General features: G+C 49.4%; 31 protein-coding genes and 1 tRNA gene. 21 read left to right on the top strand and 11 right to left on the bottom strand.

All coding sequences use genetic code 11. From position 1 onward, the window contains the following. Window positions 1-2: 2 nt before the first annotated feature. Both galE and NZM01_12470 read right to left on the bottom strand, forming a co-directional pair. Window positions 3-989, bottom strand: a complete 987-nt coding sequence (galE, locus tag NZM01_12475) for a UDP-glucose 4-epimerase GalE (protein ID MCS6960848.1) — start codon at window positions 987-989, stop codon at window positions 3-5. Continuing rightward, complete coding sequence (locus tag NZM01_12470) at window positions 986-2047, bottom strand: LOG family protein (GenBank protein MCS6960847.1); 1062 nt, start codon at window positions 2045-2047, stop codon at window positions 986-988. Before NZM01_12470 ends, galE begins: the two co-directional genes overlap by 4 nt. A gap of 107 nt (window positions 2048-2154) precedes the next feature. On the opposite strand from NZM01_12470, the gene rpsM reads away from it, so the two are divergent. Genes rpsM through rpsI form a run of 7 tightly spaced genes read left to right on the top strand, consistent with a single transcriptional unit; the run spans window position 2155 to window position 5952 of the window. Further along, the gene (gene rpsM / locus NZM01_12465; protein MCS6960846.1) at window positions 2155-2538 is read left to right on the top strand and encodes a 30S ribosomal protein S13; all 384 of its coding nucleotides are present in this window, start codon (window positions 2155-2157) and stop codon (window positions 2536-2538) included. An 18-nt stretch (window positions 2539-2556) separates the two neighbouring features. Continuing rightward, on the top strand, window positions 2557-2952 hold the full coding sequence (rpsK, locus tag NZM01_12460) for a 30S ribosomal protein S11 (GenBank protein MCS6960845.1): 396 nt from the start codon (window positions 2557-2559) through the stop codon (window positions 2950-2952). 8 nt (window positions 2953-2960) lie between these two features. Next, a complete protein-coding gene (locus NZM01_12455; GenBank protein MCS6960844.1) occupies window positions 2961-3905 on the top strand; it encodes a DNA-directed RNA polymerase subunit alpha in 945 nt (314 codons plus the stop codon). Between the two features lies 1 nt (window position 3906). Continuing rightward, on the top strand, window positions 3907-4287 hold the full coding sequence (gene rplQ, locus NZM01_12450; GenBank protein ID MCS6960843.1) for a 50S ribosomal protein L17: 381 nt from the start codon (window positions 3907-3909) through the stop codon (window positions 4285-4287). A gap of 2 nt (window positions 4288-4289) precedes the next feature. After that, window positions 4290-5090 carry a tRNA pseudouridine(38-40) synthase TruA gene (gene truA / locus NZM01_12445; GenBank protein MCS6960842.1) on the top strand — a complete coding sequence of 267 codons (801 nt, stop codon included), beginning with the start codon at window positions 4290-4292 and terminating at the stop codon, window positions 5088-5090. Window positions 5091-5095: 5 nt separating this feature from the next. Further along, complete coding sequence (gene rplM, locus NZM01_12440; GenBank protein MCS6960841.1) at window positions 5096-5545, top strand: 50S ribosomal protein L13; 450 nt, start codon at window positions 5096-5098, stop codon at window positions 5543-5545. Next, window positions 5545-5952 (top strand): 30S ribosomal protein S9, encoded by a 408-nt coding sequence (gene rpsI, locus NZM01_12435; GenBank protein ID MCS6960840.1) that lies wholly within the window; start codon window positions 5545-5547, stop codon window positions 5950-5952. The genes rplM and rpsI overlap by 1 nt, the downstream gene beginning before the upstream one ends. Here rpsI and NZM01_12430 read toward each other — a convergent pair. After that, the gene (locus NZM01_12430; GenBank protein MCS6960839.1) at window positions 5949-6419 is read right to left on the bottom strand and encodes a late competence development ComFB family protein; all 471 of its coding nucleotides are present in this window, start codon (window positions 6417-6419) and stop codon (window positions 5949-5951) included. The two genes, rpsI and NZM01_12430, sit on opposite strands and share 4 nt — an antisense overlap. Before the next feature lie 142 nt (window positions 6420-6561). After that, window positions 6562-8742 (bottom strand): glycoside hydrolase, encoded by a 2181-nt coding sequence (locus NZM01_12425; protein MCS6960838.1) that lies wholly within the window; start codon window positions 8740-8742, stop codon window positions 6562-6564. A 3-nt stretch (window positions 8743-8745) separates the two neighbouring features. Here NZM01_12425 and NZM01_12420 point away from each other — a divergent pair, with 3 nt between their 5' ends. Further along, entirely contained in the window at window positions 8746-9249 is a 504-nt protein-coding gene (locus tag NZM01_12420) for a DUF192 domain-containing protein (GenBank protein MCS6960837.1), read from the top strand. On the opposite strand, the gene NZM01_12415 is transcribed toward NZM01_12420, so the two are convergent. After that, window positions 9246-10139, bottom strand: a complete 894-nt coding sequence (locus tag NZM01_12415) for an AEC family transporter (GenBank protein MCS6960836.1) — start codon at window positions 10137-10139, stop codon at window positions 9246-9248. The two genes, NZM01_12420 and NZM01_12415, sit on opposite strands and share 4 nt — an antisense overlap. A gap of 73 nt (window positions 10140-10212) precedes the next feature. Next, window positions 10213-11385, bottom strand: a complete 1173-nt coding sequence (locus tag NZM01_12410) for a GNAT family N-acetyltransferase (GenBank protein ID MCS6960835.1) — start codon at window positions 11383-11385, stop codon at window positions 10213-10215. A gap of 293 nt (window positions 11386-11678) precedes the next feature. Here NZM01_12410 and NZM01_12405 point away from each other — a divergent pair, with 293 nt between their 5' ends. From NZM01_12405 to NZM01_12385, 5 genes are all read left to right on the top strand, one after another. Next, window positions 11679-12500, top strand: a complete 822-nt coding sequence (locus NZM01_12405; GenBank protein ID MCS6960834.1) for an Rpn family recombination-promoting nuclease/putative transposase — start codon at window positions 11679-11681, stop codon at window positions 12498-12500. A 30-nt stretch (window positions 12501-12530) separates the two neighbouring features. Further along, window positions 12531-13010, top strand: coding sequence for a gamma carbonic anhydrase family protein (locus NZM01_12400; GenBank protein MCS6960833.1), 480 nt, complete (start codon window positions 12531-12533; stop codon window positions 13008-13010). Window positions 13011-13091: 81 nt separating this feature from the next. Next, window positions 13092-13892 carry a ParA family protein gene (locus NZM01_12395; protein MCS6960832.1) on the top strand — a complete coding sequence of 267 codons (801 nt, stop codon included), beginning with the start codon at window positions 13092-13094 and terminating at the stop codon, window positions 13890-13892. Next, on the top strand, window positions 13876-14484 hold the full coding sequence (locus NZM01_12390) for a DUF2076 domain-containing protein (GenBank protein MCS6960831.1): 609 nt from the start codon (window positions 13876-13878) through the stop codon (window positions 14482-14484). Before NZM01_12395 ends, NZM01_12390 begins: the two co-directional genes overlap by 17 nt. A 22-nt stretch (window positions 14485-14506) precedes the next feature. Continuing rightward, a tRNA-Cys gene (locus tag NZM01_12385) sits at window positions 14507-14578 on the top strand. 32 nt (window positions 14579-14610) lie between these two features. On the opposite strand, the gene NZM01_12380 is transcribed toward NZM01_12385, so the two are convergent. Continuing rightward, the gene (locus tag NZM01_12380) at window positions 14611-16215 is read right to left on the bottom strand and encodes a lamin tail domain-containing protein (protein MCS6960830.1); all 1605 of its coding nucleotides are present in this window, start codon (window positions 16213-16215) and stop codon (window positions 14611-14613) included. 334 nt (window positions 16216-16549) lie between these two features. Here NZM01_12380 and NZM01_12375 point away from each other — a divergent pair, with 334 nt between their 5' ends. After that, the gene (locus tag NZM01_12375; GenBank protein MCS6960829.1) at window positions 16550-16897 is read left to right on the top strand and encodes a hypothetical protein; all 348 of its coding nucleotides are present in this window, start codon (window positions 16550-16552) and stop codon (window positions 16895-16897) included. Here NZM01_12375 and NZM01_12370 read toward each other — a convergent pair. Together NZM01_12370 and NZM01_12365 are read right to left on the bottom strand one after the other, a co-directional pair. Then, window positions 16894-17040, bottom strand: coding sequence for a hypothetical protein (locus NZM01_12370; GenBank protein MCS6960828.1), 147 nt, complete (start codon window positions 17038-17040; stop codon window positions 16894-16896). The two genes, NZM01_12375 and NZM01_12370, sit on opposite strands and share 4 nt — an antisense overlap. A gap of 26 nt (window positions 17041-17066) precedes the next feature. Continuing rightward, window positions 17067-18368 carry a histidine phosphatase family protein gene (locus tag NZM01_12365; protein ID MCS6960827.1) on the bottom strand — a complete coding sequence of 434 codons (1302 nt, stop codon included), beginning with the start codon at window positions 18366-18368 and terminating at the stop codon, window positions 17067-17069. 100 nt (window positions 18369-18468) lie between these two features. Here NZM01_12365 and rbfA point away from each other — a divergent pair, with 100 nt between their 5' ends. Together rbfA and NZM01_12355 are read left to right on the top strand one after the other, a co-directional pair. Beyond that, window positions 18469-18855 (top strand): 30S ribosome-binding factor RbfA, encoded by a 387-nt coding sequence (gene rbfA / locus NZM01_12360; protein MCS6960826.1) that lies wholly within the window; start codon window positions 18469-18471, stop codon window positions 18853-18855. A 26-nt stretch (window positions 18856-18881) separates the two neighbouring features. Further along, entirely contained in the window at window positions 18882-18971 is a 90-nt protein-coding gene (locus tag NZM01_12355) for a cytochrome b6-f complex subunit PetN (GenBank protein ID MCS6960825.1), read from the top strand. 117 nt (window positions 18972-19088) lie between these two features. On the opposite strand, the gene NZM01_12350 is transcribed toward NZM01_12355, so the two are convergent. Beyond that, a complete protein-coding gene (locus NZM01_12350) occupies window positions 19089-19250 on the bottom strand; it encodes a metallothionein (protein ID MCS6960824.1) in 162 nt (53 codons plus the stop codon). A gap of 131 nt (window positions 19251-19381) precedes the next feature. On the opposite strand from NZM01_12350, the gene NZM01_12345 reads away from it, so the two are divergent. The 5 genes from NZM01_12345 (at window position 19382) to NZM01_12325 (ending at window position 23126) form a co-directional block, all read left to right on the top strand. Next, window positions 19382-19672 (top strand): metalloregulator ArsR/SmtB family transcription factor, encoded by a 291-nt coding sequence (locus tag NZM01_12345; GenBank protein MCS6960823.1) that lies wholly within the window; start codon window positions 19382-19384, stop codon window positions 19670-19672. Then, window positions 19669-20394 carry a DUF429 domain-containing protein gene (locus tag NZM01_12340; GenBank protein MCS6960822.1) on the top strand — a complete coding sequence of 242 codons (726 nt, stop codon included), beginning with the start codon at window positions 19669-19671 and terminating at the stop codon, window positions 20392-20394. The genes NZM01_12345 and NZM01_12340 overlap by 4 nt, the downstream gene beginning before the upstream one ends. A gap of 57 nt (window positions 20395-20451) precedes the next feature. After that, window positions 20452-21153 carry a DUF1995 family protein gene (locus NZM01_12335; protein MCS6960821.1) on the top strand — a complete coding sequence of 234 codons (702 nt, stop codon included), beginning with the start codon at window positions 20452-20454 and terminating at the stop codon, window positions 21151-21153. A 107-nt stretch (window positions 21154-21260) separates the two neighbouring features. Beyond that, window positions 21261-22580, top strand: coding sequence for a hypothetical protein (locus tag NZM01_12330; GenBank protein MCS6960820.1), 1320 nt, complete (start codon window positions 21261-21263; stop codon window positions 22578-22580). Between the two features lie 87 nt (window positions 22581-22667). Continuing rightward, window positions 22668-23126, top strand: coding sequence for a peroxiredoxin (locus tag NZM01_12325; GenBank protein MCS6960819.1), 459 nt, complete (start codon window positions 22668-22670; stop codon window positions 23124-23126). Here the strand turns inward: NZM01_12325 and NZM01_12320 are convergent. Next, window positions 23094-24008, bottom strand: a complete 915-nt coding sequence (locus tag NZM01_12320) for a bifunctional riboflavin kinase/FAD synthetase (GenBank protein ID MCS6960818.1) — start codon at window positions 24006-24008, stop codon at window positions 23094-23096. The genes NZM01_12325 and NZM01_12320 overlap by 33 nt on opposite strands. Between the last annotated feature and the right edge of the window lie 153 nt (window positions 24009-24161).

Genomic DNA, 24161 nt, shown 5'->3' with positions numbered 1-24161 from the left:
AACTAACCATGTCGTTTTTGATGCCACCGCCACGCATCGGTCAAAATTTGTTTTAACTCATAGTAGCGGGGTTGCCAACCTAAAATTTGCTTAGCCTTGTCACTACTGCCCACTAGGATAGGGGGATCACCAGGTCGCCGATCGGTCATCACTACAGTAATTGATTTGCTACACACCGTTTGCGCACAGTCAATCACTTCTTTCACAGAAAAACCATTGCCGTTACCCAGATTAAAGGCATCACTAGGATTACCCGCTAACAGATACTCTAATCCTAAAACATGGGCTTCTGCTAAATCCATTACATGAACATAGTCCCTAATACAAGTACCATCATGAGTAGGGTAATCCGTGCCGTAAATCGAAATTGCCGATCGTTTGCCCAAAGCGGCATAGAACACCAAAGGAATGAGGTGAGTTTCAGGATTGTGGTCTTCACCAAGGCGGGCTTGGGGGTCAGCACCAGCCGCATTAAAATAACGGAAAATCACCGATCGGATGCCATAGGCACCTTCCAAGTCCGTTAGCATTTGTTCCACCATTAGTTTTGATTTACCGTAGGGATTAATTGGTTGCTGGGGGTGAGTTTCAGGGATGGGAATTACTTGGGGAACTCCATAGGTAGCACAGGTAGAAGAGAAGATAAAGTAGGGGACACGATGGGCTACCATTGCTTCTAACAGGGTGAGACTTCCCCCCACATTATTGCGATAATACTTAGCAGGTAATTGCACAGATTCCCCCACATAGGCGTAGGCGGCAAAATGGAGAACTGCACCGATTTTATAGTTAGTAAAAATTTCATCTAGTAAAACCCGATCGTTGACATCCCCCTGGACCCAATCCACCTGTAATACATCCGTTAAAAAATCGCGATGTCCATACACTAAGTTATCTAGGACCAAGACATCATAACCTCGTTCCTGTAGTGCTAGCACACAGTGAGAACCAATGTAACCCGCACCACCAGTAACTAATATTTTCATCATTTCTTAAAACAGGGCATAGTGGGAGAATGAGTCGTAGCACAGGCATTTAAGGCAAGAATTAGCTGTTGTAATCGCCCATAACTGCGTTGGTCAAAGTATAGCAATAGTCGCGGCAGTTCCAGGAGATGGGGTTCATTCTTTTCCTTTGCCAGGGCCTTAGATTTCTCAATTTCCCCCTTCACCACAATATCACTAAATTCACGGTTGAGACGGCGCAAATCCGCATCGCTAATATCCTGGCACAGCCGAATTACTAATAAATCGTCCACCCAGCGGCTGGAGTGGTAAACTTTATAGAAATTCTTGATACTCTCACAGGCATCCCCCACATCATCAGTGATGTAGTACAAATATCGATCTTCAGGACTGATTAAGTTGCGCTTGACCAGATGGTTGGCAATATAAGCGTCCCACTGTCGCCAGTAATCCCCCCCTACCTTATCAATTAAAACTAGGGGTTTTGGTGTTGATTTGCCTGTCTGACACAAAGTTAAACACTCAAAAAATTCATCCTGGGTACCAAATCCCCCTGGGAACAAAGCAATAGCATCACTTTCCTTTAAGAAAAATAATTTGCGCGTGAAGAAATAGCGAAACTCAATCAACCGATCGGAGCCATCAATAAATTCGTTGTGGGACTGCTCAAAGGGTAAAGAAATATTTAGCCCAAAGGAATGTTCCTGCCCCGCCCCTTCATTGCCTGCCGCCATGATACCCCCCCCTGCCCCTGTCAGCACCATAAACCCGCACTCCGTGATACAACGGGCAAAATTTACTGCCTGCTGATATTCTGGCTCTTCCCTCCCCATGCGCGCTGACCCAAAAATGCTCACCTTCCTCACACGCCGATAGGGATGGAAGACTTTTAATCCCCTCTCCATGTCCTCCAGGGCACCACTCATCAGCTTCCAGTCTAGGCGCTCTACTTCCCGCTGACTCAACTCCGTAATCACCCGCAGGGCGCGGAAAATAAACTTACGGTGGGGCATGTCCTCTAAGCGATCGAGTAACCTCTCCGTGGCGTGGCGTAGTGCTCTAATTTCGGCGCTGGAAACCATGCAATCTTACTTGACATGACAGGGCTTAATCAGTATATTATGATTTTTGCGACAAATTTTTCGTCATTTAGCAGCACCCCTGCTAGTTGTTTGTAAGGAGATAGATAGTGGCTCGGATTGCAGGCGTTGACCTACCCAGGGATAAGCGCGTGGAAATTGGTTTGACCTATATTTATGGGATTGGTTTGACCAGTTCCCGTAAGATTTTAGCGGCAACGGGGGTAAATCCCGACACCCGCGTTAAGGATTTAAGTGACCAGGAGGTAGCGGCTCTGAGGCAGGAAATAGAGGAGAACTACCAAGTGGAGGGGGACCTAAGGCGGGTAGTGGGCTTGAGTATCAAGCGCTTGATGGATATTGGCTGCTATCGAGGTCGTCGCCACCGTATGGGTCTACCTGTGCGAGGACAGCGGACGCGTACCAATGCCCGCACCCGTAAGGGGGTAAGACGCACAGTTGCTGGCAAGAAAAAGGCTCCAAGTAAGAAGTAGAAAGGATGTAGGAAAGGTATGGCTACTCGGCAAGGGCGGAAATCAGGACCGCGCAAACCCAAACGCAATGTGCCCAATGGGGTGGCATATATTCAGTCCACCTTCAATAATACGATTGTCACTATTGCCGACACTGCTGGGGACGTAATTTCCTGGGCATCGGCGGGGTCAAGTGGCTTCAAGGGAGCGAAAAAAGGAACACCCTTTGCCGCGCAAACAGCAGCAGAAAGTGCAGCAAAACGGGCGATCGAGCAGGGGATGCGCCAAATTGAGGTGATGGTATCTGGTCCAGGGGCGGGGCGGGAAACAGCAATTCGTGCTCTGCAGGCAGCGGGCTTAGAGATCACCCTCATTCGCGATATTACTCCTATTCCCCACAATGGTTGTCGTCCTCCCAAACGGAGAAGAGTATAGATCGGGCTATGGCTAACTTTCAGGTGGAATGTGTAGAGTCCTACACTGACAAATCCAAGTCCCAGTACAGTCGCTTTGTCATCAGTCCCCTCGATCGGGGGCAGGGGCTCACAGTGGGCAATGCTTTGCGGCGGGTTCTCCTGGGTAACTTGCCGGGAGCGGGGATTACGGCAGTACGGATTGCGGGGGTGAGCCATGAGTATTCTACCGTACCTGGGGTCAGGGAAGATGTCATGGATTTGATGCTCAACCTCAAGCAGATTACCCTCAAGTCCCACAGTTCTGACCCCCAAATTGGGCGCATTGTGGCGCGGGGTCCCTGTACCGTGACAGCAGGGGACTTCAACCTACCCTCGGAAGTAGAAGTGGTCAATCCCGCCCAGTACATTGCCACGGTAGCGGAGGGAGCGGTACTGGAACTGGAATGCAAGATTGAAACCGGAGTAGGCTATCGGATGGTCAATCGGAACAAGGAAGATGGACTGTCCATTGACTTTCTCCAGATTGATGCCGTATTCATGCCGGTTAAAAACGTGCGCTACTTTGTGGAAGATACACGGGTGGGGGGAGTAACCAAGGACAAGCTGGTTATGGAAATTACAACAGATGGCAGTATCACCCCCCAAGAGTCCCTATCCCAGGCAGCGCAAATTTTGGTGGGGCTATTTAGTCCCTTGCAGGAGATCACGCTGATTCAGCCCCAGGGCAAGGCAGAGCAAGAGGACAGCGAAATTAAGCACATCCACATCGAGGAACTGGGTCTATCGGTACGGGCATACAACTGCCTCAAGCGTGCCCAGATCAACACAGTGGCAGACCTGATGGTGTATAGCCAGGAAGACCTGCTGGAGATCAAAAATTTTGGGCAAAAGTCGGCTGAAGAAGTAGTAGAAGCCCTCAAAAACAAGCTCGGTCTGACTCTACCGGAAACCAAATCACAGAAAGGAAACTAACATGCGTCATCGTCGTAAAGTACCCAAGTTAGGCAAAGCTGCGGACCAGCGGAAAGCCCTCCTGCGCTCCCTGGTGACGGAGTTGCTCCTGCGGGGGCAAATAAAAACCACAAGGGCAAGGGCTGATGCCATGCGCCCCTGGGTGGACAAGATGATTGGGTTAGCCAAAGAAGGCACACTCCACGCGCGGCGGCAAGTGATTGCCTATCTCTACCCTAGGGAAGTGAAACAGGAGAACGACCAAGTACGGACACTGGTACAGTTGCTCTTTGATAAAGCCCAGGAACGCTATGGTGATCGCCAGGGAGGCTATACCCGTATTTACCGCACTGTGTCCCGCCGGGGGGATAACGCTGAGATGGCAATCATCGAGCTGGTCTAAGTATGCTGGAGTGGGTCATGGCGAGGATTGCTCTGCTGCTGCAGTATGTGGGTACAAATTACTGTGGATGGCAACGACAGCCCCATGACCCCAGTATTCAAGAGGTACTAGAGGACACGATCGCTTCTGTCTGCGGTCATCCTGTCACCCTACACGGAGCAGGGCGTACGGATACAGGGGTACATGCAGCGGGTCAGGTGGCACACTTTGACACTACCTCTACGATTCCTGCCGATCGGTGGGCCCGCATTCTCAATGCTCGTCTGCCCAAGGACATTTTGGTAAGGGAGTCGGCAGAAGTTCCTCTGACTTGGCACGCCAGGTTTTCTGCCCTCTGGCGCAAATATCGCTATACCCTCTTCACCGCAGCTATCCCCAACATCTTTGTCCGTCCCCTCAGTTGGCACTATTATTACTATCCCCTAGATGTGGAGCGGATGCAGGCAGCTCTTGCCCCGCTAGTGGGGGAACGGGAGTTAAAAGCATTTCAACGATCGGGTTCCCGTCGTCCCCATGCCCGCCTAGAGGTGAAGGAAGCCAAGTGCTGGCAAGACCGCGACTTTGTCCTCGTGGAAGTAAAAGCCAGTGGGTTTCTCTACGGTATGATGCGTTTATTAGTGGGGATGTTGGTGGAAGTAGGGTCAGGGCGCAAATCCCTGCAGGAGTTTACTGACATCTGGCAACAGCAGCGGCGCAGTGCGGTAAAATATGCGGCTCCACCCCAAGGCTTGTGCTTGTTGGGAGTAGGGTATCCCGAATCTCCCTTTCAATGGCAAGATCAACCTTTTGCTTATCTTATATAACTGCTATGGACAACAAAACCTATTTACCCAAAGAAATTACGCCCAAGTGGTATCTCATTGATGCCGAGGGACAACGCCTCGGTCGTCTGGCAGCCAGAATTGCCATGATTTTGCGGGGCAAGGATAAACCGACCTACACGCCCCACCTAGATACGGGTGACTATGTGATTGTGATTAATGCTGACAAGGTGGTAGTCACGGGTAAAAAGCGGACGCAAAAAATCTATCGCCGTCACTCTGGTCGTCCAGGGGGGATGAAGATGGAGACTTTTGCCAAGTTAATAGAACGGTTACCAGCTAGGGTGTTGGAACATGCTGTTAAAGGGATGTTGCCCAAGGGGACCCTAGGACGGCATCTATTTACCAAACTCAAAGTCTATGCTGGACCCCATCACCCCCACAGCGCTCAGCAACCCGAAGTTTTGCAAATTAACACCATTCCAGGAGGTAAGTAATGGCACAGGCAACAAATCGCGTTGTGTACTGGGGGACGGGACGACGGAAAGCAGCGGTCGCGCGGGTGCGTTTGGTGCCGGGTACAGGGCAAGTAATTATCAACGGTCGTCCTGGGGATCAATATTTGCAGTTTAATCCCATTCACATTGAGGGTGTAAAAGCTCCCTTAGCAACCCTGGGGTTGGAAAATGAATACGATGTGCTGGTGAACGCCCACGGTGGCGGTGTGACGGGGCAGGCAGATGCTATTCGTCTAGGAGTAGCGCGAGCACTCTGTGAACTCAGTCCTGACCATCGCAAGCCCCTCAAGGTGGAAGGTTATCTGCGGCGTGACCCCCGTTCCAAAGAAAGGCGGAAATACGGCTTAAAGAAAGCCCGCAAAGCTCCCCAATACTCCAAACGTTAGGTTTCCATAGCAGGGGCGTAAGCTTTGAGGAGTTCGCTGATCTGGGTGACCAGGTCAGCTTGCTTTTGGGGGGTGAGGGCAACTCGATCCTCTGGGCGAGGGCGTTGCTGGTTGAGGAGGATTGCCTCCTCGACTCGCTGTACAATCACGTCGTAGAGTTCTTTTTGCGCCCGTTCCTCTTGGTAGCGTGCACCCTCTTGGGTAGTGGCGTAAAGGGGGGGAAGGCGATTGAGGGCATAGGCAGCAATGTCACTGAGGTTGAGGGACAGCCCGTTGGTTTCCAGTTCCGCAATTCGCCGAATGGCATAGTCTAAAACTAGCTCTTCCATGATGTTCACAAACTGTTTGCGGGGCACTGCCACAACTTCCCCTGTCAACAGCGCACCCATTAACCGATCGAGAGCCATGTACTCCTCAACCGACAGTTCCTCATCGCTGTCACAAATCCTGCCCACCTCTGCTTCCATAGCGGGAGTTAGGTAACCGTCTTTGAGGGCTTGATCCACGATTTTGATAATTCGCTTTGGTTGCACTGCAGCCAATCCCCTAGCAGTTTTATTTATCTTAGCAATAATAATATAGTAGACCTCTGTAAATGTCGGGTTAGGCCTAGGGGACTTCTACTGAAATAATCCCTTTTTGGTCAAGGCAGGTTTGGAAAGTCCCATCTTGACTGAAGAAGATAATACAGCGTAAACTCAACCCTGTCTCTGGGATTAGGTCCTGCCAAGGCACAGCAACTTCTAAGCAGTTCGCTAGTTTTACTATTGTCTTCGTTTCCCGCCTTTGCCATTGGTGAAAAGGAACAGCTTGCCAAAGTGTGGCTTGCTCAGATTGGGGCACAATCGCCAAGTGGTGATGGAAGAGGTAGTTAGCGGGGGCAACATCAGGGACATGGTGGAGGGGAATGGGGCTGATGAAGTGAATGCGACCGGGGTAAAAGAAGCACAGATGGACATGGGGCAATTTCCCCAGTTCCGTACTGACGAAATCCAGACGCAGATAGAAGTAAAAGTGGTTATAGCCATACCAGAGTTTCCTCAGGGTGACATTGTGGGTGGGGTCACCGCTAATGATGTTGATGTCTCGGTGGTAGCCATGGCGCCAATAGCAGTCATTGCCTAGACCATCAAGAGTAGGCGTAAGGTATTTGTGCCAGGGGTGGGAACTGTCTTCCGGCGGCAGGGGGTAGAGTAAACTGACAGGGATGCTTTCATTCACTGCTCGATAGACTGCCTGCAGGTGCTCGCGGAACAAACACTCGAACTCAGGATCAGGGCAGGTGTGTTGTCCAAAACAGAGAAACCAGCTACTGTTTTCCGCTTCGTAGAGACGTTCCCAAGCTTCTGGATTGTTGGTAGGAGTAGCTTCTGGGTGTTGGGAGAGGAGTTGCCGCGTTCCATGCAGGAGTTCCCAAGCTCGATTTTGCCCCAATGTCCCAATCCAGGGGGTAAAACCCGCTTCTACCCAAGAACCACTGTGGAGTTGGTGGGGAGGAATACGTTCTTTGGGGGGATAGCGGTCAATAAATTCCGAAATGGTGGTGGTTTTCAGCCAGGGTGCTTGGGTGAGACAGTAGCCTAGCAGGGTTAAAAATTCCTGCCCCTGATCGGGGTAGGCATCCCAGCAGGTTTCCCCAGGGGAAATAGTGACTAGCCAGGGACGATCGCTTCTGTGGCGTTGCTGGGCACGATAGATAACCTTGAGGTGGTCCATCAAATCTTGACAAGCAGCCTGGGCAGACAGGGTGGGGTAGCTATAACGGATTAAATCCGATAGGCGTTGGTCGCGGAATACAATTGCCAATTCCCCCTGATTGGTCTCCAAGCGATACGGCTGGTAGAGAAGGTGGGGGCTAAGTACGTTGCCCTGGGCATCCCGCCAGAAATAATGACCCAGTGTCCAGCCCAGGATACTCTCATCTGTAATTAGCCAGCGATAACCCTGTTTCGCAATAGGGCATAGGATGCCAGGGCTAACCCCCTGTTCCGCTGCCCAAAAACCCAGGGGACGGCGGTAAAAATGCTGTTCATAGATTTGCCGACCCCGTTGTAATTGACCCCCTATATCCACGTCCCAGCGCACTTTTGTTCCTGGTGTTAATAGTTGGGGATGAGCCGCCTTGCCAGCCTGGGTATCCCAGAGGAGGGGTAGAAGCGCATGGGTGTAGGAGCTACCCAAAATTTCAATCCTACCTTGGTCTTGTAGTTGCCGATGTTTGGGAATGATCTGACCCAAAATCTGCCGCTGTTTGGCGTAGATAAATTGTCGATCGCTCAGACTAAAGTTTTTGCCCTGCTCTAACCAGGTTTGCACTTGCCGATCGGGTAATGCCGTCACCAGCCAACAGAGGTTATGCCAAGCTACCAGGTCACTGTAGTCCTGTTCCTGCCAGCGTTGTAAACAACCCTCTACTCCCCAGTAGTAGTGCTGCTCCCACAGTTCTTGGTAGCGAGGGTAGGGAAAAATAAGATGGGCGGGGTGGGCAGTAAAGCAATGTGCCAGTGCTAGCCGCTTGTGCTTATCCGTGAAATGGGGGGAAAGGAGAACTTCCAAAAGCGGATCAAAACCTGTACCGAGGGCATAGTCTTGTAACTGCAAAATAGAACTAGGTAGAATATTGATGGTTTGGCGCAGTTCGGGATAAAGCTCTACAGGGCGCAGGACATGGAGGTAATCTTTCACACCGTAAAGTCGTGCCCAGGGCTGACGGTATCTTCCGATGGGAAAATCTCTGCAGACGGGGTGGTAGTGGTGCCAGACTAACGCAACATGGAGAGGAAAGGACATAGGGTGAAGACTGGCAATACCTATACAAATTGTGGCATACCTTTAACAATTGTTTTGTTGGTAATTACACTGGCAAGCTGTCTCCCTGTGGTAGGACAAGCCCCTGTTATCGACCCCCAACGCGCCCAGTTTTTACCCCTCAGTGCCACAGCGGAAATCAAGGGCAGAAGGTTTCGCCTGGAAGTAGCCCGCACACCCCAGCAGCAAGCACGGGGGTTGATGTTCCGTCCCCCCCTAGCACCGGATCAGGGCATGGCATTTCCCTACCCTACCCCCCGCCCCCTAGCTTTTTGGATGTACAACACTCCTGTCCCCTTGGATATGATCTTTCTGGAACGGGGTGTAGTCAAAGCTCTTGCTCCTAATGTGCCCCCCTGTACTACTGACCCTTGTCCTGTCTATCCCCCTGGCGGTGTGGTGGGAGATTTGGTAATTGAGTTGAGAGCTGGCACGATCGAGAAATTAAACCTACAGGTGGGGGACAAAATCAAACTGCAAGGGATTTAGAGAAGTAACCACAGGGGCAAAGTGAACATCAGTAGTATGGTACCAACCGATAGAGCGCTAACGGTTAATTCTCGATCGAGTTCGTAGACTTCTGCTAAAACGACTGTGGCAAAGGCAGGGGGCATAGCCATTTCCAATAATAAAATCCGACGGGGCATAGTTTCTATGGCAATGAAGTGGGAAACTACTGCAAATATCAAGGGTACGATTGCCATTTTGATTACTACGCTCCCCCAGGCTCTTCCCCAGTAGGCGAGATGCTTGACACCCCCAAGCCGCATGCCGATTAGGAGTAAAGAAAACCATACCATCCCCCAACCGATCGTTTTGAGGGGTAGTAAAACTATTGTAGGCAGAGACCAGCGGCGTAAAATTAGCCCCAATCCTAAACTCCATAAAGTGGGATTTTGTAGTAACTCCCGCCACCAAGGGTAGGACTGTTTTGCCCCACATTGGGAGGCAATTACTACCCCCAAACCAAAGGAGCCAAACAAAGTGCCCAACAAATCATAGAACAATGCCCAGGCGAAATGCTTTTCTCCCCCAACCGCCAATGCCACAGGATAACCGATGTAGCCAGTGTTGCCTACCATCGCCGCCAGTAGAAAGCTGGCCTTACTTTTTATTTCCCAGTTTCTGTCTTTTATAGATAGCCATGCGATCGTCAAGCCGCCTAAAATTCCCCCCCAAGCCACGATCGGTGCTAACCACACTTTCCCTGCTAAATTTGCCTGCTGCAAAAATGCCACAATACTAATAGGAATACCCAAATAGTAAAGAAACTGACCAATACGTAGAGGTACAGAGGCAGGCAAATATCTGACTACAATTACCCCCAGTGTGACCACGGTTACTAAGGGCAAATAGAGTTTCAAAAGTGTGTCTAACAATACATTTCTTACCTCAAATCAGGAAACTGGTTGTTATAGTACCCCATCATGTCTAATCAATACAACTAGGGATTTAGCTAATAGTAGGGGCAGGGATGTCAAAAGGTAGTTCTTGGTTAATTGCTTCTATTTCCTTTGCCTCATAAACATTGTACTCCTCCATATAGGGCAAAATAATTTTAGCTAATACAGGGTGGTAAAATCTATGCAAACTAAAGTTAGGTGTAGCAGGGAAACCCCTCCTTTTCTTGTGTCCCCCCCCCGCTCCTGGATCAAAGATTTTAATACCTTCCTGAATCGACCACTCGATCGGTTTGTAGTAACAAGCTTCAAAATGTAGGCAATTAATTTCCTCAAAACAGCCCCAGTACCTACCATAGAGTCGGTCATTTTTTCTAATACAAAAAGACATAGCTATTGGTTTCTTTTCCCCCTCCCGTTCCGCTGCAAAAAATACTACCTTGTCCCGAAAACAATCATAGAGATTCTCAAAAAATCGCCGTGTCAGATATTTACTACCCCACCAGCCAAACTTATCACAGTGGTCGCTATAAAAGTCATACATCAGTCCAAACAGGAAATGTGGAATATGCTCCCCTGTATAGGGCACAACTGTAATTCCCCCATTACCTATGGCTTTTCGTTCCCGTTTAATATTGCGCCGTTGATTGGCATTAAATGTCTGCAAAAATTGATCAAAACTGTGAAAATCCTGATTTGTCCAAATAAAACTGTGGTGCATCCACTCCGCAAACCCTCTCTCCACCATCTCCCTCTGCCACTGGGTATCCACATACAAAAAATGACAACTAGAAAGATTGTGGCGCAGACAAAAACGATCGATTTCTTCTACCATCAGGTCAAGAGCGCGAGACCGATCGGTAAAACCTTCTCTGAATATAAATTGGTACCCTCCCGCTGGCGTGAAAGGGGACATACCCAGCAACTTAGGATAGTATCTGACTCCCAAGCGATGGGCTAAATCAGCAAACTGATGGTCAAAGACAAACTCTCCCTGACTATGACCCTTGATATAAAGCGGCGCTACCCCTACTAGCTCCTGCCCCTCCCACACAGTTAAGTGTTGCGGTACCCATCCTGCCTGGCGGACAGCACTACCCGATACCTCCAGATTGTGCAACCATTCCCACTCCAGAAACGGCGTGGCTAGAGGCACTGCTAATTCATTCCACATTTGGGGTGCCACATCCGCCATCCTAGTTATCCATCGACAAGTGAGAGCCATAAATCTGTCTAACCACCCTTGCCCCATTCTAATCTAGGGAACAGGCATGATCTAAATTCCCCTGGGAAACTGAACTAAGGTTTGGTATACCAAGACATACCAGGGATGTTTAATTTGCAAGGCTTGAGGCAAACAAAGGTTTATCAACAGCTAAGATAGGAGGGATTTCAACGCCGTGACAGGACTACCCCGACTCGGGAGCCTCGTCGACCGACGCCTCGGGAGCCTCGTCGACCGACGACTCGGGAGCCTCGTCGACTGATTCAATCGGGTCACAGCCTTACAACAAAAGCATGCGGACTGACACTATCTTTTATCAACTGTTTCAATCCTACCCTCAACTGTTGTTTGAGTTGCTGGGGCTGTCCCCTGAAATCGCTTCTACCTACCAGTTTACCTCCGTAGAAGTCAAAGAAAAAGCCTTTAGATTTGACGGGGTGTTTGTACCTGACCATCCCGATAACTGCCTGTGGTTTGTCGAGGTGCAGTTTCAGAAAGTTGAGACATTCTACAGTGAGTTGTTTACCGAGATTTTCATCTATCTCAATCAATATCGACCTGTGTCAGATTGGCGGGCGGCAGTTATTTTCCCCAGTCGCAAGGTAGAACCGGAGGTAGGTAAACACTATCAGGAGTTGTATAGCAGTGGTAGGGTTAGAGTTATTTACCTAGATGAGTTATCTGAGCACAAATCTCCCCTGGTGGGATTAACAAAACTGATGATTTGTTCAGAGTTTGAAGCCGTGGAATTAGCTAAGCAAGTGGTAGAGAAACAGCCAGATTTGCTAGAATTCGTACTAACAATTTTGGTATACAAGCTAAAGGACAGAAGCAGGGAGGAGATAGAGAGGATGTTTAGTTTGGGGGACTTGAAGCAGACGAAGGTTTATCAGGAGGCAAAGGAGGAAGGATTTCAACTTGGCAAGCAGGAGGAAGCCGCTAAAATAGGTCGCAATCTCCTCAAACTAGCTATGCCCCCAGAGCAGGTTGCTGACATAACAGGGCTGCCCCGCCTCGGGAGCCTCGTCGACCGACGCCTCGGGAGCCTCGTCGACCGACGCCTCGGGAGCCTCGTCGACCGACTCGATCGGGTTATAGCCTTACACCAACAATAATCCAGACCCCCTATTATCATTAGGATGTATATGCATACTCCTGATCTATCTCTTTGTGCATTTGTTGCTCCCAATGCCACAGTTCTGGGGGATGTGGTTGTTGCAGAGGGAGTAAATATTTGGTACCAGGTGGTTATTCGGGCTGACCTCAATCACATCACGATTGGAGCCTACACTAACATCCAAGATGGTGCAATTTTACACGGTGACCCGGGGAAAGATTTAGTAATTGGTGATCATGTCACGATCGGGCATCGCGCTGTTGTGCATGGGGTTAAGATTGGTGCAGGGAGTTTGATCGGTATGGGGGCAGTGATCTTAGAAGGGGTGACCATTGGCAGTGGTAGTATCGTCGGGGCGGGAGCAGTAGTGACGAAGGATGTAGCAGATGGGGTGGTAGTAGCAGGAGTGCCAGCACGAGTGGTAAGGGAAGTGACAGAGGCAGAACAATCGGAATTGATCCACCACGCCAAGTCTTACTATCAACTGGCATTGCAACACAAAACCTAGAAAAAATCATAAACTTAGAAAAGGAGGGGGACAAATAGCATTATTTCTGCTACGCTGTCCTAAAAAATTTTCCATGCAGTTATGACGGCCAGGGTATTTGCATTTACCAACAACAAGGGGGGGACAGGCAAGTCAACGCTATGTTCTAATGTTGCCCACTGTGCCGCTTTAGCTGGTCATCGCGTCCTCATCATTGACCTGACTTCCCAGATTACTTGTACGACCTTATTTTTGGAACAGGGCGACACCCTAGATGAAACAGAGACTGTCCTAGCTTTGCTGAAGAAAAAACCCGATCGTTCTGTCATAGAAGTGTGTCATCGTAGCCACAAAAACCTAGACATCATTCCCGCTAGTGTCTCTATGGCACAGGCAGTGGTGGAACTATCGGCAATTCCCATTGGAGCAGAGAAAGTCCTCGATCGTCACATCCAGCAAATCAGTGACCGCTACGACTTCATCTTCATCGACAGCCCAGGGGAACTAAACCAAATTACTTCCAACGCTCTGGTTTGTGCCCACAAAATTCTAGTACCTACCCGTGTTAACCGCACTGACTTTCAGTGCACAGAAACTATGATCCAATTCATAGAGGAAGTTGCACCCATCATCGGTCACAAGGAAGTCAAAGTAATTATCAATATGTTAGACGATCGCTATAAAACTATTTGGGCAGGTTCCCATCTGGGTAGGCTGTACTTGCAGGCACAGGAAACTTTCGGGGCACTGCTTTCCCCTATCACTATCCCCGAAAGTAATGACATTCGTACAGCTTTCGATCGGGGGTTAACAGTGATGGAACACAGACCCAAGGAAATAGCCGCCAAGCGCATTCAGGAGTTGTTCAAGCAAGAGGTTGTGGGCAGTGGCAAACGGAAGTAGAAGAGGCACGAGAACACCAAGGAAACCAACAAGGGATGAAGAAATAGGAAAGCTAAAACGAGAGCTAGAAAATCTCAGGAAGAAGTACCAAGAGAAATGCCACCAGTTGGAAAAGTTGCAGAACGAGGGGGTTCTATTGCGCAAAATGCAAGAGTTATTGGCGCTACAAGAAGAATATCAAAGTCAGTTACAGGTACAAAAACAACAAATTAATATCCTGCAGCAGGAAAAACAAAAATTAGAACAGCAATTGCAAGAATATCAACAGCAAAAGCACCTTCTTTTACAGTCTGCCTGGCAAGAAGCTCTCCATATTATGGAAGCGGAATATAAACAAGGACAAAAACGCATTCAAGAATTGGAACAACAGGTAGCAGAATTACAGGAACAAATTATTGCTCAGGCTAAACAAAAACACGAATACGAAACTGCCCTGCAATATCTCCAGGAACAAGCCTTGCATTTCCATAACTACGCTCTGCGCCTCAGTAAGGCGATCGATCGGTTACTGGAAGAACACCGGGAATGGCAAAAGGCGGAATTACCCGCCCGTGTTGAGTTGCCTTCCTTCCTCAGCAAAAACCGCTCCTAGCTGTGATAACATAGAGAGAAGTGGCGGCATAGCCAAGTGGTAAGGCAGAGGTTTGCAAAACCTTCATTCCCCAGTTCGAATCTGGGTGCCGCCTTAGGGGGAGCATTTTCCCCCTCTGTAAACAACCTAGGGACAGGTAGTAGGATTAGCTGTTCCCCTAGTTATGCGGCTGGAAATTTGGTTACACCAGCTACCCCCATCTCCCGTACGGAAGAAGACTTGGTTGTTTCTAGCTGTCGAGAGATTATAGCTAGTCTTGTCATAGACTGTTTCTGTACCGTTCTCTAGCTTCAGGAATCTAACCTCTTCATAGCCCGTGTTGTTGAGCATGGCACTACCAACCTCTAATACGTAGTACCCCTTAGCAGGAATGGTAGTACCACTGGGAATTTGTTTAGGAGCAGTGCCGCCAGGAATGTCGTCCACATATAAACCACCGATCGTTACGGGGCTATTGGTGGGGTTGTATAGTTCTACCCATTCATTGCCCGAATTAGGAGCCATCATGTATTCATTAATTACTACCTTGGAGGGATCACCCGCTGTCCCACCAGAGGAAGAAGCGTTACCGTAGGCAGTGTAAGTCCTGCTGCCCCCTGGATAGGAAATGCGATAGCCTGCTCCTTGGTTAGTTGTAACCACCACTACATCCCCATTGCTCCCAAACACACCGCTGTAGTTGGTGGCAGAACCATCAGACTGGGTAGGGGAACAGGGATTGTTAGTTAAAAATATATCTGCTCCTGTACCGCGGTCATTGGGCACTCTCCTCAGCCGATCGAGGACGGGGTTGGTGGGGTGACCATAGGTATTAGCCCCGCAGGAAATAATCGCTGTTTCTGGACGTAGGGTAGCCAAGAACTGGGCATTAGAAGAATGTTGACTACCATGGTGATTGACACGATAAGTGTCCACGTTGCCAAAGAGGGGACCCAGTCTGGCTTCAATGTCGTTGTAGGTATAGCCAAATCTGCTGGTGCTATATTCCCCATCCGTATCACCAGAGGTAGCCATGACGTACTTGCCGTAGGATAGCTTCACCGCAATACTGTAGTCATTTTCTGAAGGAGGTAGTCGCCCCCCAGAACTACTCCCAGCATAGTCGCTGTCAGAGGGTGGTGCTGATAAGTTGGCGTAATTACCACTGATAGGAGTCACTCCATCAACCATGAAAGACCCCTTGCCATTGGCATTGACGATTTCAGCTTTCGCACCCGACCCTAAATCAATGACGGGCCAAGGGGCATTGTTGCGCACAGTCAATACGCGACCCCGAATACTAGCCCGATCGGGTTGGCTGTCAGGTCCATAAACCCAACAAAGGAACCGCGTAGCAGTAGTGGAAATAGTACCGACATTTGTCCAGTTAATTTCATTGGTAGGCTCGTTGGATTTACCAGGTTCGCATCTGCCGTTGCCGTTTCTATCTGTCCATGTACCGGCATCCCTGGTGATAAACTGATTAACTCTAAAACCCAATCCATTCAACAGTTGATAAATGCCATTACCGTAACTGGTAGTGTCGCTGGGATTAGCAGCATAGCCAATATGGTCAAGGTGCAAGTGAGTAGCAATGAAATAATCCAAGAGCACAGGGTTCTGTCCCGTGCCACAAATTTGTTTGATCTTGTTGGCAACAGAAGTGGCGTTAGTAGCAGACCCTGTAGTATTAAATCTTGTCTCTCCCAGGTCAATCAAGATGGTCTTAGCGTTGGGTCCAACGACCAGCATACTGTCACCTTGTTCTACATCAAACACATAAACGTTCAGTTCCCCTTTTGTCCAAGTGCCCCCAGTGGCAGAACAAGGTAGAGCTGTGGAAGCTTGAACGGACTGCCCTAAAATTACTGGCACTCCCACTAGCAATAAACACAGAATTAGTGATATAAATCGCAGAAACATAGACAACGATTCCGTAACAGGTACAGACTCCTATTATTTCAACCCCAACTTGTTTTTATCTTTAACGAATGGTTAAGGACTAGTTAAGGTTTGGTTAGACGTATTTTGTTCACTATCCCATCTGTACTAGGATAAGCTGGAGTTGTCTTTTTCTGAGGAACTTATGAAGTACGTTTGGGCTTGTGTTTTATTTGTGCTGTCGGTGTTCTTGGTAATGGCATTGGGTAGCTACAGCCAAACGCCGCCTGAATGCTTTATTCAAACTAAAGATGGTCGTACCCAAGATTTGACTAGGATATGCGGGGCTACTCCTGGGAAGCCTTCTACCCCCCAAACCCCCAGCAAACCTACTACTTCACCTACTCCACCAAAAGAGCCAGTGGCTAATCTCTATAGAACCAGAAATGGCAAGACTGTGTCTCTGCCCGCTACTTGGAAGGTCAACAGTGATGGCTCGATCGCTCCTAGCCCCAATATTCTTGTCCCTGAATTGTGGGATATTGACATTTAGGGAGTTTTCACTTCGCTGAGTTTCTCTTCCAGTAGCAGCTCAATCATGGCTTCTAGGGAACAACCCTCCCTAGCAGCTAGGTACTCAATTTTGGGAAGCAGTTCTGCCCTAACCGTAACCTGAAATGTTCTGTCCTCTGCCATAGTCCTCCTCCTTCTCCCACCTACCACTATAGAGCCCCCTTGGCTGTAGTGTCCAGGATACTGCCCGATAGATGAAAGGTGATGTTGGCGGTGGTGAGAACAGGGGCAGACTCTTTGCCTTCCCGAAAATCGACCACGCTAATGCCCCCATTACCCTGCTTAAATGCCCAAAACCGATCGGGCTTTAGGTCAAACAACTGACACAACAGAGCTTTGTTGATGGCATCGTGTCCTACGACTAAAACAGTCTCCCCTGGTTGGGATACAGTGATAATTTCCTGCCAAGCCCGCTTTGCCCGTTGCCACACCTGCTGCAGATTTTCCCCCTGGGGCATTTGCACATTTTGGGGTTCCCTTTGCCAACGCTCTAACTCCCCTGGGAATTCTTGGGCAATTTCTGTCTCTAACTTCCCTTCCCATAACCCGTGGGAGATTTCCTTAAGGTCATCTAGTAGAGTAAGAGGGACATCCCGCCCCGCTAAGATTGCCTCTGCCGTTTGTTTAGGGCGCAGGAGGGGACTGGCAAAAGCCCGATCGATTTTAACTGACCGCAAAAATTCCGCTGTCTTCTGGGCTTGGGCAAGACCCGTTTGATTGAGGGGGACATCGATCTGTCCCTGAAAGCGCTGCTCCCGATTCCACTGGGTTTCGCCGTGCCTGACCAAAAGAATGCGCGGACCCGTCCACCCCGAGCGCAGGGGATAGAGAATGTGATTGTGGTGTTGGGTTAGGTTAGCAGACTCCAGTTGGGCGGTACCATCCGGCTTAAAGTTGATGACGCTAACACAACAGTTGCCCTGGGAGAGACAGTGATAGCGATCGGGAGTAATACCTAACGCCGTAAAAATCAAAGCACGATTGATACCACTGTGACCAATACATAAAACCGTTTTGCCCTGATAACTAGGTAACAACTCCTGCCAAAAGGCTTGCGCTTGGGCAAATAAATCCAAAACAGGATACTTCCCCTGCATCTCCAACAAGTGGGGAGTGTTGTGCCAACAGTGATAACGATCGGGACTAGTGCGCTTAACTTCCTCAAAGCTAACCCCTTCCCACCCAGGCAAATCAATTTCACAGAGATTAGCAACAGTAGTGGTGGGTAGGGGATAGGACCGCAGAGAGTTGATCAATTCTGCCGTTTGTTGAGCACGTTTAAGCGGACTGACAAGCATGTAGTCTATTTCTATGTCCAACAGAGCCTTTCCCACTGCCAGAGCCTGATTTACCCCTTTTTCCGTAAGAGCAGACTGGCGCGCTGGATCATCCAAAAAACCCCGCCCCTGAACCAGTCCCTGCAGGTTAGAAGTGCTCTCCCCATGCCGCACCAAAATTACCCGCGTGTTCAGATACGTAACTCCAAAAACCCTTTCTTATCCTAGGGGCTAATGGTAAAATTAACAAGCTACCCAGGGGAGGAACAGTCCTATGGCTACCAGTCGGCGTGTGGAGCGCGTGGCGGAGTTAATCAAACGGGAAGTCAGCGCTATGATTATGCGAGATATAAAAGATGACCGCGTGGGAGCAGGTATGGTTAGTGTTACCGCAGTGGAAGTATCGGGAGATTTACAGCACGCCCGTATCTTTGTCAGCATCTACGGGACGGAAGAAGCTCGCCAAGAAACCATGGCGGGACTAACAGCTGCCACAGGGTTTATCCGTCGTGAGTTAGGGCAACGCCTCAGTTTGCGCCGAGTGCCTGAAGTCCTCATCAAGGAAGACCGCTCCCTAGAGCAGGGGGTAAGGGTTCTCTCTCTCATCAATCGCCTGAGCGCTGAACGAGCAGCTAAACAAGCCTCCCCTGAGCTAGAATAACAAGTGGCAATTATCACTAAGGAAAAATGGATATTCTCACACTGGGCTGGGTCGGTCTAGCTGCCATGTTCACCCTCACTATCGCCTTTGTTGTCTGGGGGCGTAGCGGTCTCTAGTATGGCTGACTATTTGATCACAGCCGTCTTCTGGTTAGCGATCATCTTGCTGGGGGGGGTAACCCTAGGAGTGGGCTACCTCACCTTCCTAGACTGGCGCGATCGTCGTCGGCGCTCTTAGCAAGGACAACCTTTGTGACCACAGCCACCGTTGCCACAGTTACCCTGGGCGCAGGCTTCGCTACAGTAGTACCGACCATTGACACATACCGCTGTCTCAATCTCCACAATGCACAGGCACTGGGGACAAGCACACTTCATCTGCTTAACCGTAACCATATTCTCTTACCCAAATTCAATACATCTACAATACCTGAACGTATGTTCATATGTCAATAGTAGAGTCCAAGATATTACCTGAGTGTGAGGGCTTACCCTGTACTGCTGATCGGTTGGAGGGTGTGGAGCCATTGGGGGTAGAGAAGGCGCAGCGGATGGCGGAATTTTTTAGCTTACTGGGGGATGCCAATCGGTTGCGGATTTTGTCGGTGTTGTCGCAGCAGGAGCTGTGTGTACACGATATTGCCAGCGTGCTGGGCATGACAGAATCGGCGGTTTCTCATCAGTTACGGGTGTTGCGCAATTTACGGTTAGTTAGTTATCGCAAAGAAAAGCGCAAAGTTTATTATCAGTTACAAGACCATCATGTTTTAGATTTATACAATGCTGTAGCAGACCATATTGACGAAGAACAGGAGTGATTGCTCGTTTCTTAGGTATAGATTTGGGTTGGCGGTCCCAACCAAGTGGAGTCTGTTGTTTGGAATGGCAAGGGGATAGTTTATACCTACTCAATCTCGATCGCTTAGCAGAAATAGCAGCGATTTTGCATTGGGTAGACTGCTGGACAATTACCACAACTTTAATTGCTGTCGATGCGCCGACAATTATCAACAATCCGACGGGGATGCGACTACCCGATCGCCTTACCCATCGATACTTCCGCCAGTATCATGCAGGTTGTTATCCTGCCAATTTGGGCAGACCCTTTGCCCATCGTACAGTCAGTTTTGGCAGGGCATTAGAAGCGCGGGGATTTGCCCATGCCCCGCAAATTGAGCCCCAGTCTAGTGGCAAATATCAGATTGAAGTATTTCCCCATCCTGCCATCGTGCATTTGTTTGGTCTCGATCGGATTTTGAAGTATAAAAAGGGCAAGCTAAATGAGAGAAAGCAGGAACTAAGCAAGTTAAAATACTACATTGAGACTATTCTCTGTCACAGAGAGCCACAGTTAAAACTTACCCGATCGTTACCAGCTATCCCTGATAAGGGAACAGACCTAAAAATCCTGGAAGACCAACTGGATAGTTTAATTTGCGCCTATGTCGGTGCCCACTGGTGGTATTGGGGCAGTGCGAAGAACTTGACTCTAGGTAACCGAGAAACAGGATACATAATCGTTCCCCAGCTGATACCATAGAAATAACAATTTCCTAGCTTTTGCTAAACTATCCTTGCCCTAGAAAGTTGCGATACAGTGAACACCCCTCCGTTCAGCGAAACTCAGCAGCCACCCGACAGTTTAGAGGTAGCAGTCAGTCAAGCGATCGCTGCCTGTTTTAGCGCAATTGAGCGCAGTACTTATCGCCTTGTAGTGGATTTACGGTTTCCGGAACTGCGACAGATGCCCATTGCTTACCAGTTTGCCAGAGCTTTGACAGAGCGGTATGGCGATCGGTGGCAGGGTATATTTCCTGATGCGGGGGCGGCAGCGCTAGCACAGCGGGACTGGTCAGACATTCCCATCAAACTACGGGGGGTAAACGAAGGAAGAAGACTAACCGCCGAAGACAAGGACTTGTTTTTACTAATTGCTCCCAGTTCTGTAGAACTCGAGCAAGTGGAAAAATTGGCGCAGCTGGTGAGTGACCGCCCTTTGATTATGCTGAATCCCCAGTTAGAAAACATGGAAGTAGGGATAGGCTTAGCAACCAGAAGAATGCGGGAGCGTTTCCTCAATACCTTTGAGACTGCCTATTATTTACAACCCCTGGAAGCAGGATTTGTCTGGCGATGCTATCCCCAAACCTGGCAAGTATGGGCAGAGGGACAATGTTTGCGAGAGCTATTGAGTAAACCGACCCCCGAGGAGCTGCAGCGCATCTTTGCCCCCCAAACAGGGAAAAAATTTTCCTTCCTCGACCAGTTACAAACCTTGTTCAATTTTCTCAACCGCTAAACTGACGGATATTTCGCTAGGAATTGATGCATATTTTGGTCTTTGGTTAAACTTGCTACAGCGCCTCAGCCATGGGGGAACATTAGCCTTGTAGCGTAGAGCAGGTTATGGTTCAGGTCAATTTTAACCCCTGGGGCAGCACAGGAATTGATAGAAACCGTGCTATCGATCGGGACGCACCTACCTATATTATTGTGCATGGTTATCAGAGCACAGGCGGCAACGCAGACAATGGCTTCAAGCCCGCCGACTGGATGGCTAACATTGCCAACACTATCAGACAGAGAGAAAGCAACGCCAACATTATTCTCGTGGACTGGGAAAAAGGGGCAAGTAGCTGGTGGTATCCCACTGCTGCTGGTAACACCCCCAATGTAGGTAATCAAATTGCTAACTATCTGCGCAACATCAATGTTAATCCTGCCCTGACCACAATCATTGGGCACAGCTTGGGTGCACACATTGCTGGTTTTGCTGGCACTGACTACCGCAACCTCACAGGTAGACAAATCGGACAAATTGTGGGACTTGACCCCGCTGGTCCATCCTTTGAGGGCAAAAATGCTAGCCAGAGACTTGACCCCACTGATGCCAGAAGAGTAACTGTTTTTCACACTAGCCAAACCCTCGGCTACGACGATCCCCTGGCTACCTACGATGTCTATGTTAACTGGCGGGATATGTTTCAACCGGGGCAGTGGAATTTCGCTGGCAATCACAGCTACGCCCACACCCTATACACCCAGCTCCTGCAAGGTTCCAGCTTCCGCCAGGGCAATGGCACCTTCCTCAACCTCAATTCTGTAGTCAACGCTGGTTTTGCTGGTCGCACGGACAGCTCCACGAAAAATAATCAAACCACTGAAAACCTGTCCTTTACTGGCACTGCTGGTGCTGACACGATCGCTGGTGGCGCAGGCAACGACAACCTCAGAGGGGGAGCAGACAATGACTTCATCTCTGCTGGTGATGGGAATGATACAGTCCTGGGTGAAACAGGGAACGACCTTCTCTACGGTGGCAGAGGCAATGATGTGTTAACTGGTGGTACAGGTAACGATCGGCTCTTTGGTGATGCTGGTGATGACACTCTCACGGGGGCAGACCCCTTGACAGGCAGAGGAACAGGGGAAGTGGACAGACTGTTCGGCGGGGTAGGGCGCGATCGGTTTGTGCTAGGCACACCCCAAGGAGTGTTCTATCGTGGGCAAGGCAACAGTGACTATGCTCTCATTCTGGACTTCAACACCAGCGAAGACCTCATCCAACTCTTTGGCAGCAAAACCAACTACAGCCTCGGCAATCCCCCTGCAGGTTTCCCCAGTGGCACCGCCCTCTTTCACAACCAGGGAGGTAGCGACCTCATTGCTATCATCCAGGGCAGTACAGGACTGAACCTAAGCGCTGGTTACTTCGTCACTGTCTAACAATACTCCAGGGGCAGATAACCTCTGCCTCTTTCACCAAGGGGGGTACTTTCTGCTAGGATTTAACTACTCAATCTAAGCAAGACTATGCCTGCTGAAGTTGGTCAACCTGCTCCTGATTTCACCCTGCCCAGTGACAAGGGCAACATCTCTCTCAGTAGTTACAGAGGTAAACAGACTGTCCTTCTTGCTTTTTACCCTGCCGATTTTACCCCAGTGTGCACCAATGAAATGCAATGTTTTGCCGATGACTGGAGCAAGTTTCGGGAATTAGGGGCAGAGATTTTGGGAATTAGCAAAGACCCGATCGAGAAACACATAGAATTCTCCCGCAAATTAGGGCTACAGTTTCCCCTCCTCAGCGACCGTAACCAAGAAGTAAGTAAATTATACGGAGTGGCAGACAGTCTTTTCGGCAGCAAGAGAGCTTATTTTATCGTTGACATCAACGGCATCATTCGCTACAAGCACATTGAATTTTTACCTATCTTCAAGCGGGAAGATAGCGAACTGCTAACAATTCTGCGCCAACTCCGAACAGCCTAGAGCCACCTCACAATCTCTTTGAATCTGGTTTTGCAATTCAGCCAAGCTAGCAAATTTCTTCTCTTCCCTAATGAAGCGAAGCAACTCCACTGTCATTTCCTGACCATACAAATTTCCCTCCCAGTTCAGTAAATGAACTTCCACCGTTCGCTTCCGTTCCCCTGCCACTGTTGGGCGTACCCCAATGTTCATCACCCCTGGCTGTCCCCGCCACAAAACAGCATAGACCCCATCCCTGGGTAGATACTTTTGCGGATCAACTTGCAAATTAGCCGTAGGGAAGCCCAATTCCCGACCCAGTTGTTGCCCTGTTACCACATGACCCGTAATACTATAACGTCTGCCCAACAAATCATTGGCAAGAGCCACATTCCCTTCCCCTAGCGCAGTCTTGATAGCAGAGCTACTTATCCTAATCGAGCTAGCCCCCTCCAACCTCTGCTCCGCCACCACCAAGACCCTATCCCCAAAAAACGATCGGAGCAATTGCACATCTCCCTGCCGCTGCCAACCAAAGCGAAAATCACACCCCACACTAACCAACTGCGCATCCAACCCCTGCTGCAGAATCTCCGCGACAAAATTTTCCGCCCTTAGACTGGCTAACTCCCTGGTAAAGGGCAACACCACCAACTGTTCCACCCCCATTGCCTGCAACAGAGCCATCTTCTCCGCCAAAGGAGTAAGGAACGAAGACATTCTTCCACTGAAAAAATCCCTGGGGTGGGGATTAAAAGTTACAACTGTAGAGATCAAACCCTCTCGGTGCAAAACCGACGTAATCACCCGTTGATGTCCACGGTGCACCCCGTCAAAGTTACCCAGAGCGATCGCTGTAGGTTTGTGCAGCCACTCCAGATCACTGACTACAATCACTTTCATTCCGATTATGAGACAGCCCCATTCTAGCCCAACCCTCCCCCCTCGCCAACAGGGAAAAGATTTTTTAGGTAAGTACTTGACAGGGGTTGAGGGGGTGGTGCATATTAATAAAGCGCCTTTTGCGCAACCACCCAGAACCAAGACAAACAAATA

Origin of the sequence: Pseudanabaenaceae cyanobacterium SKYG29 (assembly GCA_025055675.1) — a bacterium.
Lineage (GTDB): Bacteria > Cyanobacteriota > Cyanobacteriia > Pseudanabaenales > Pseudanabaenaceae > M5B4.
The sequence above is the reverse complement of the archived record's forward strand: the minus strand, read 5'-3'. Positions and strand labels throughout refer to the sequence as shown.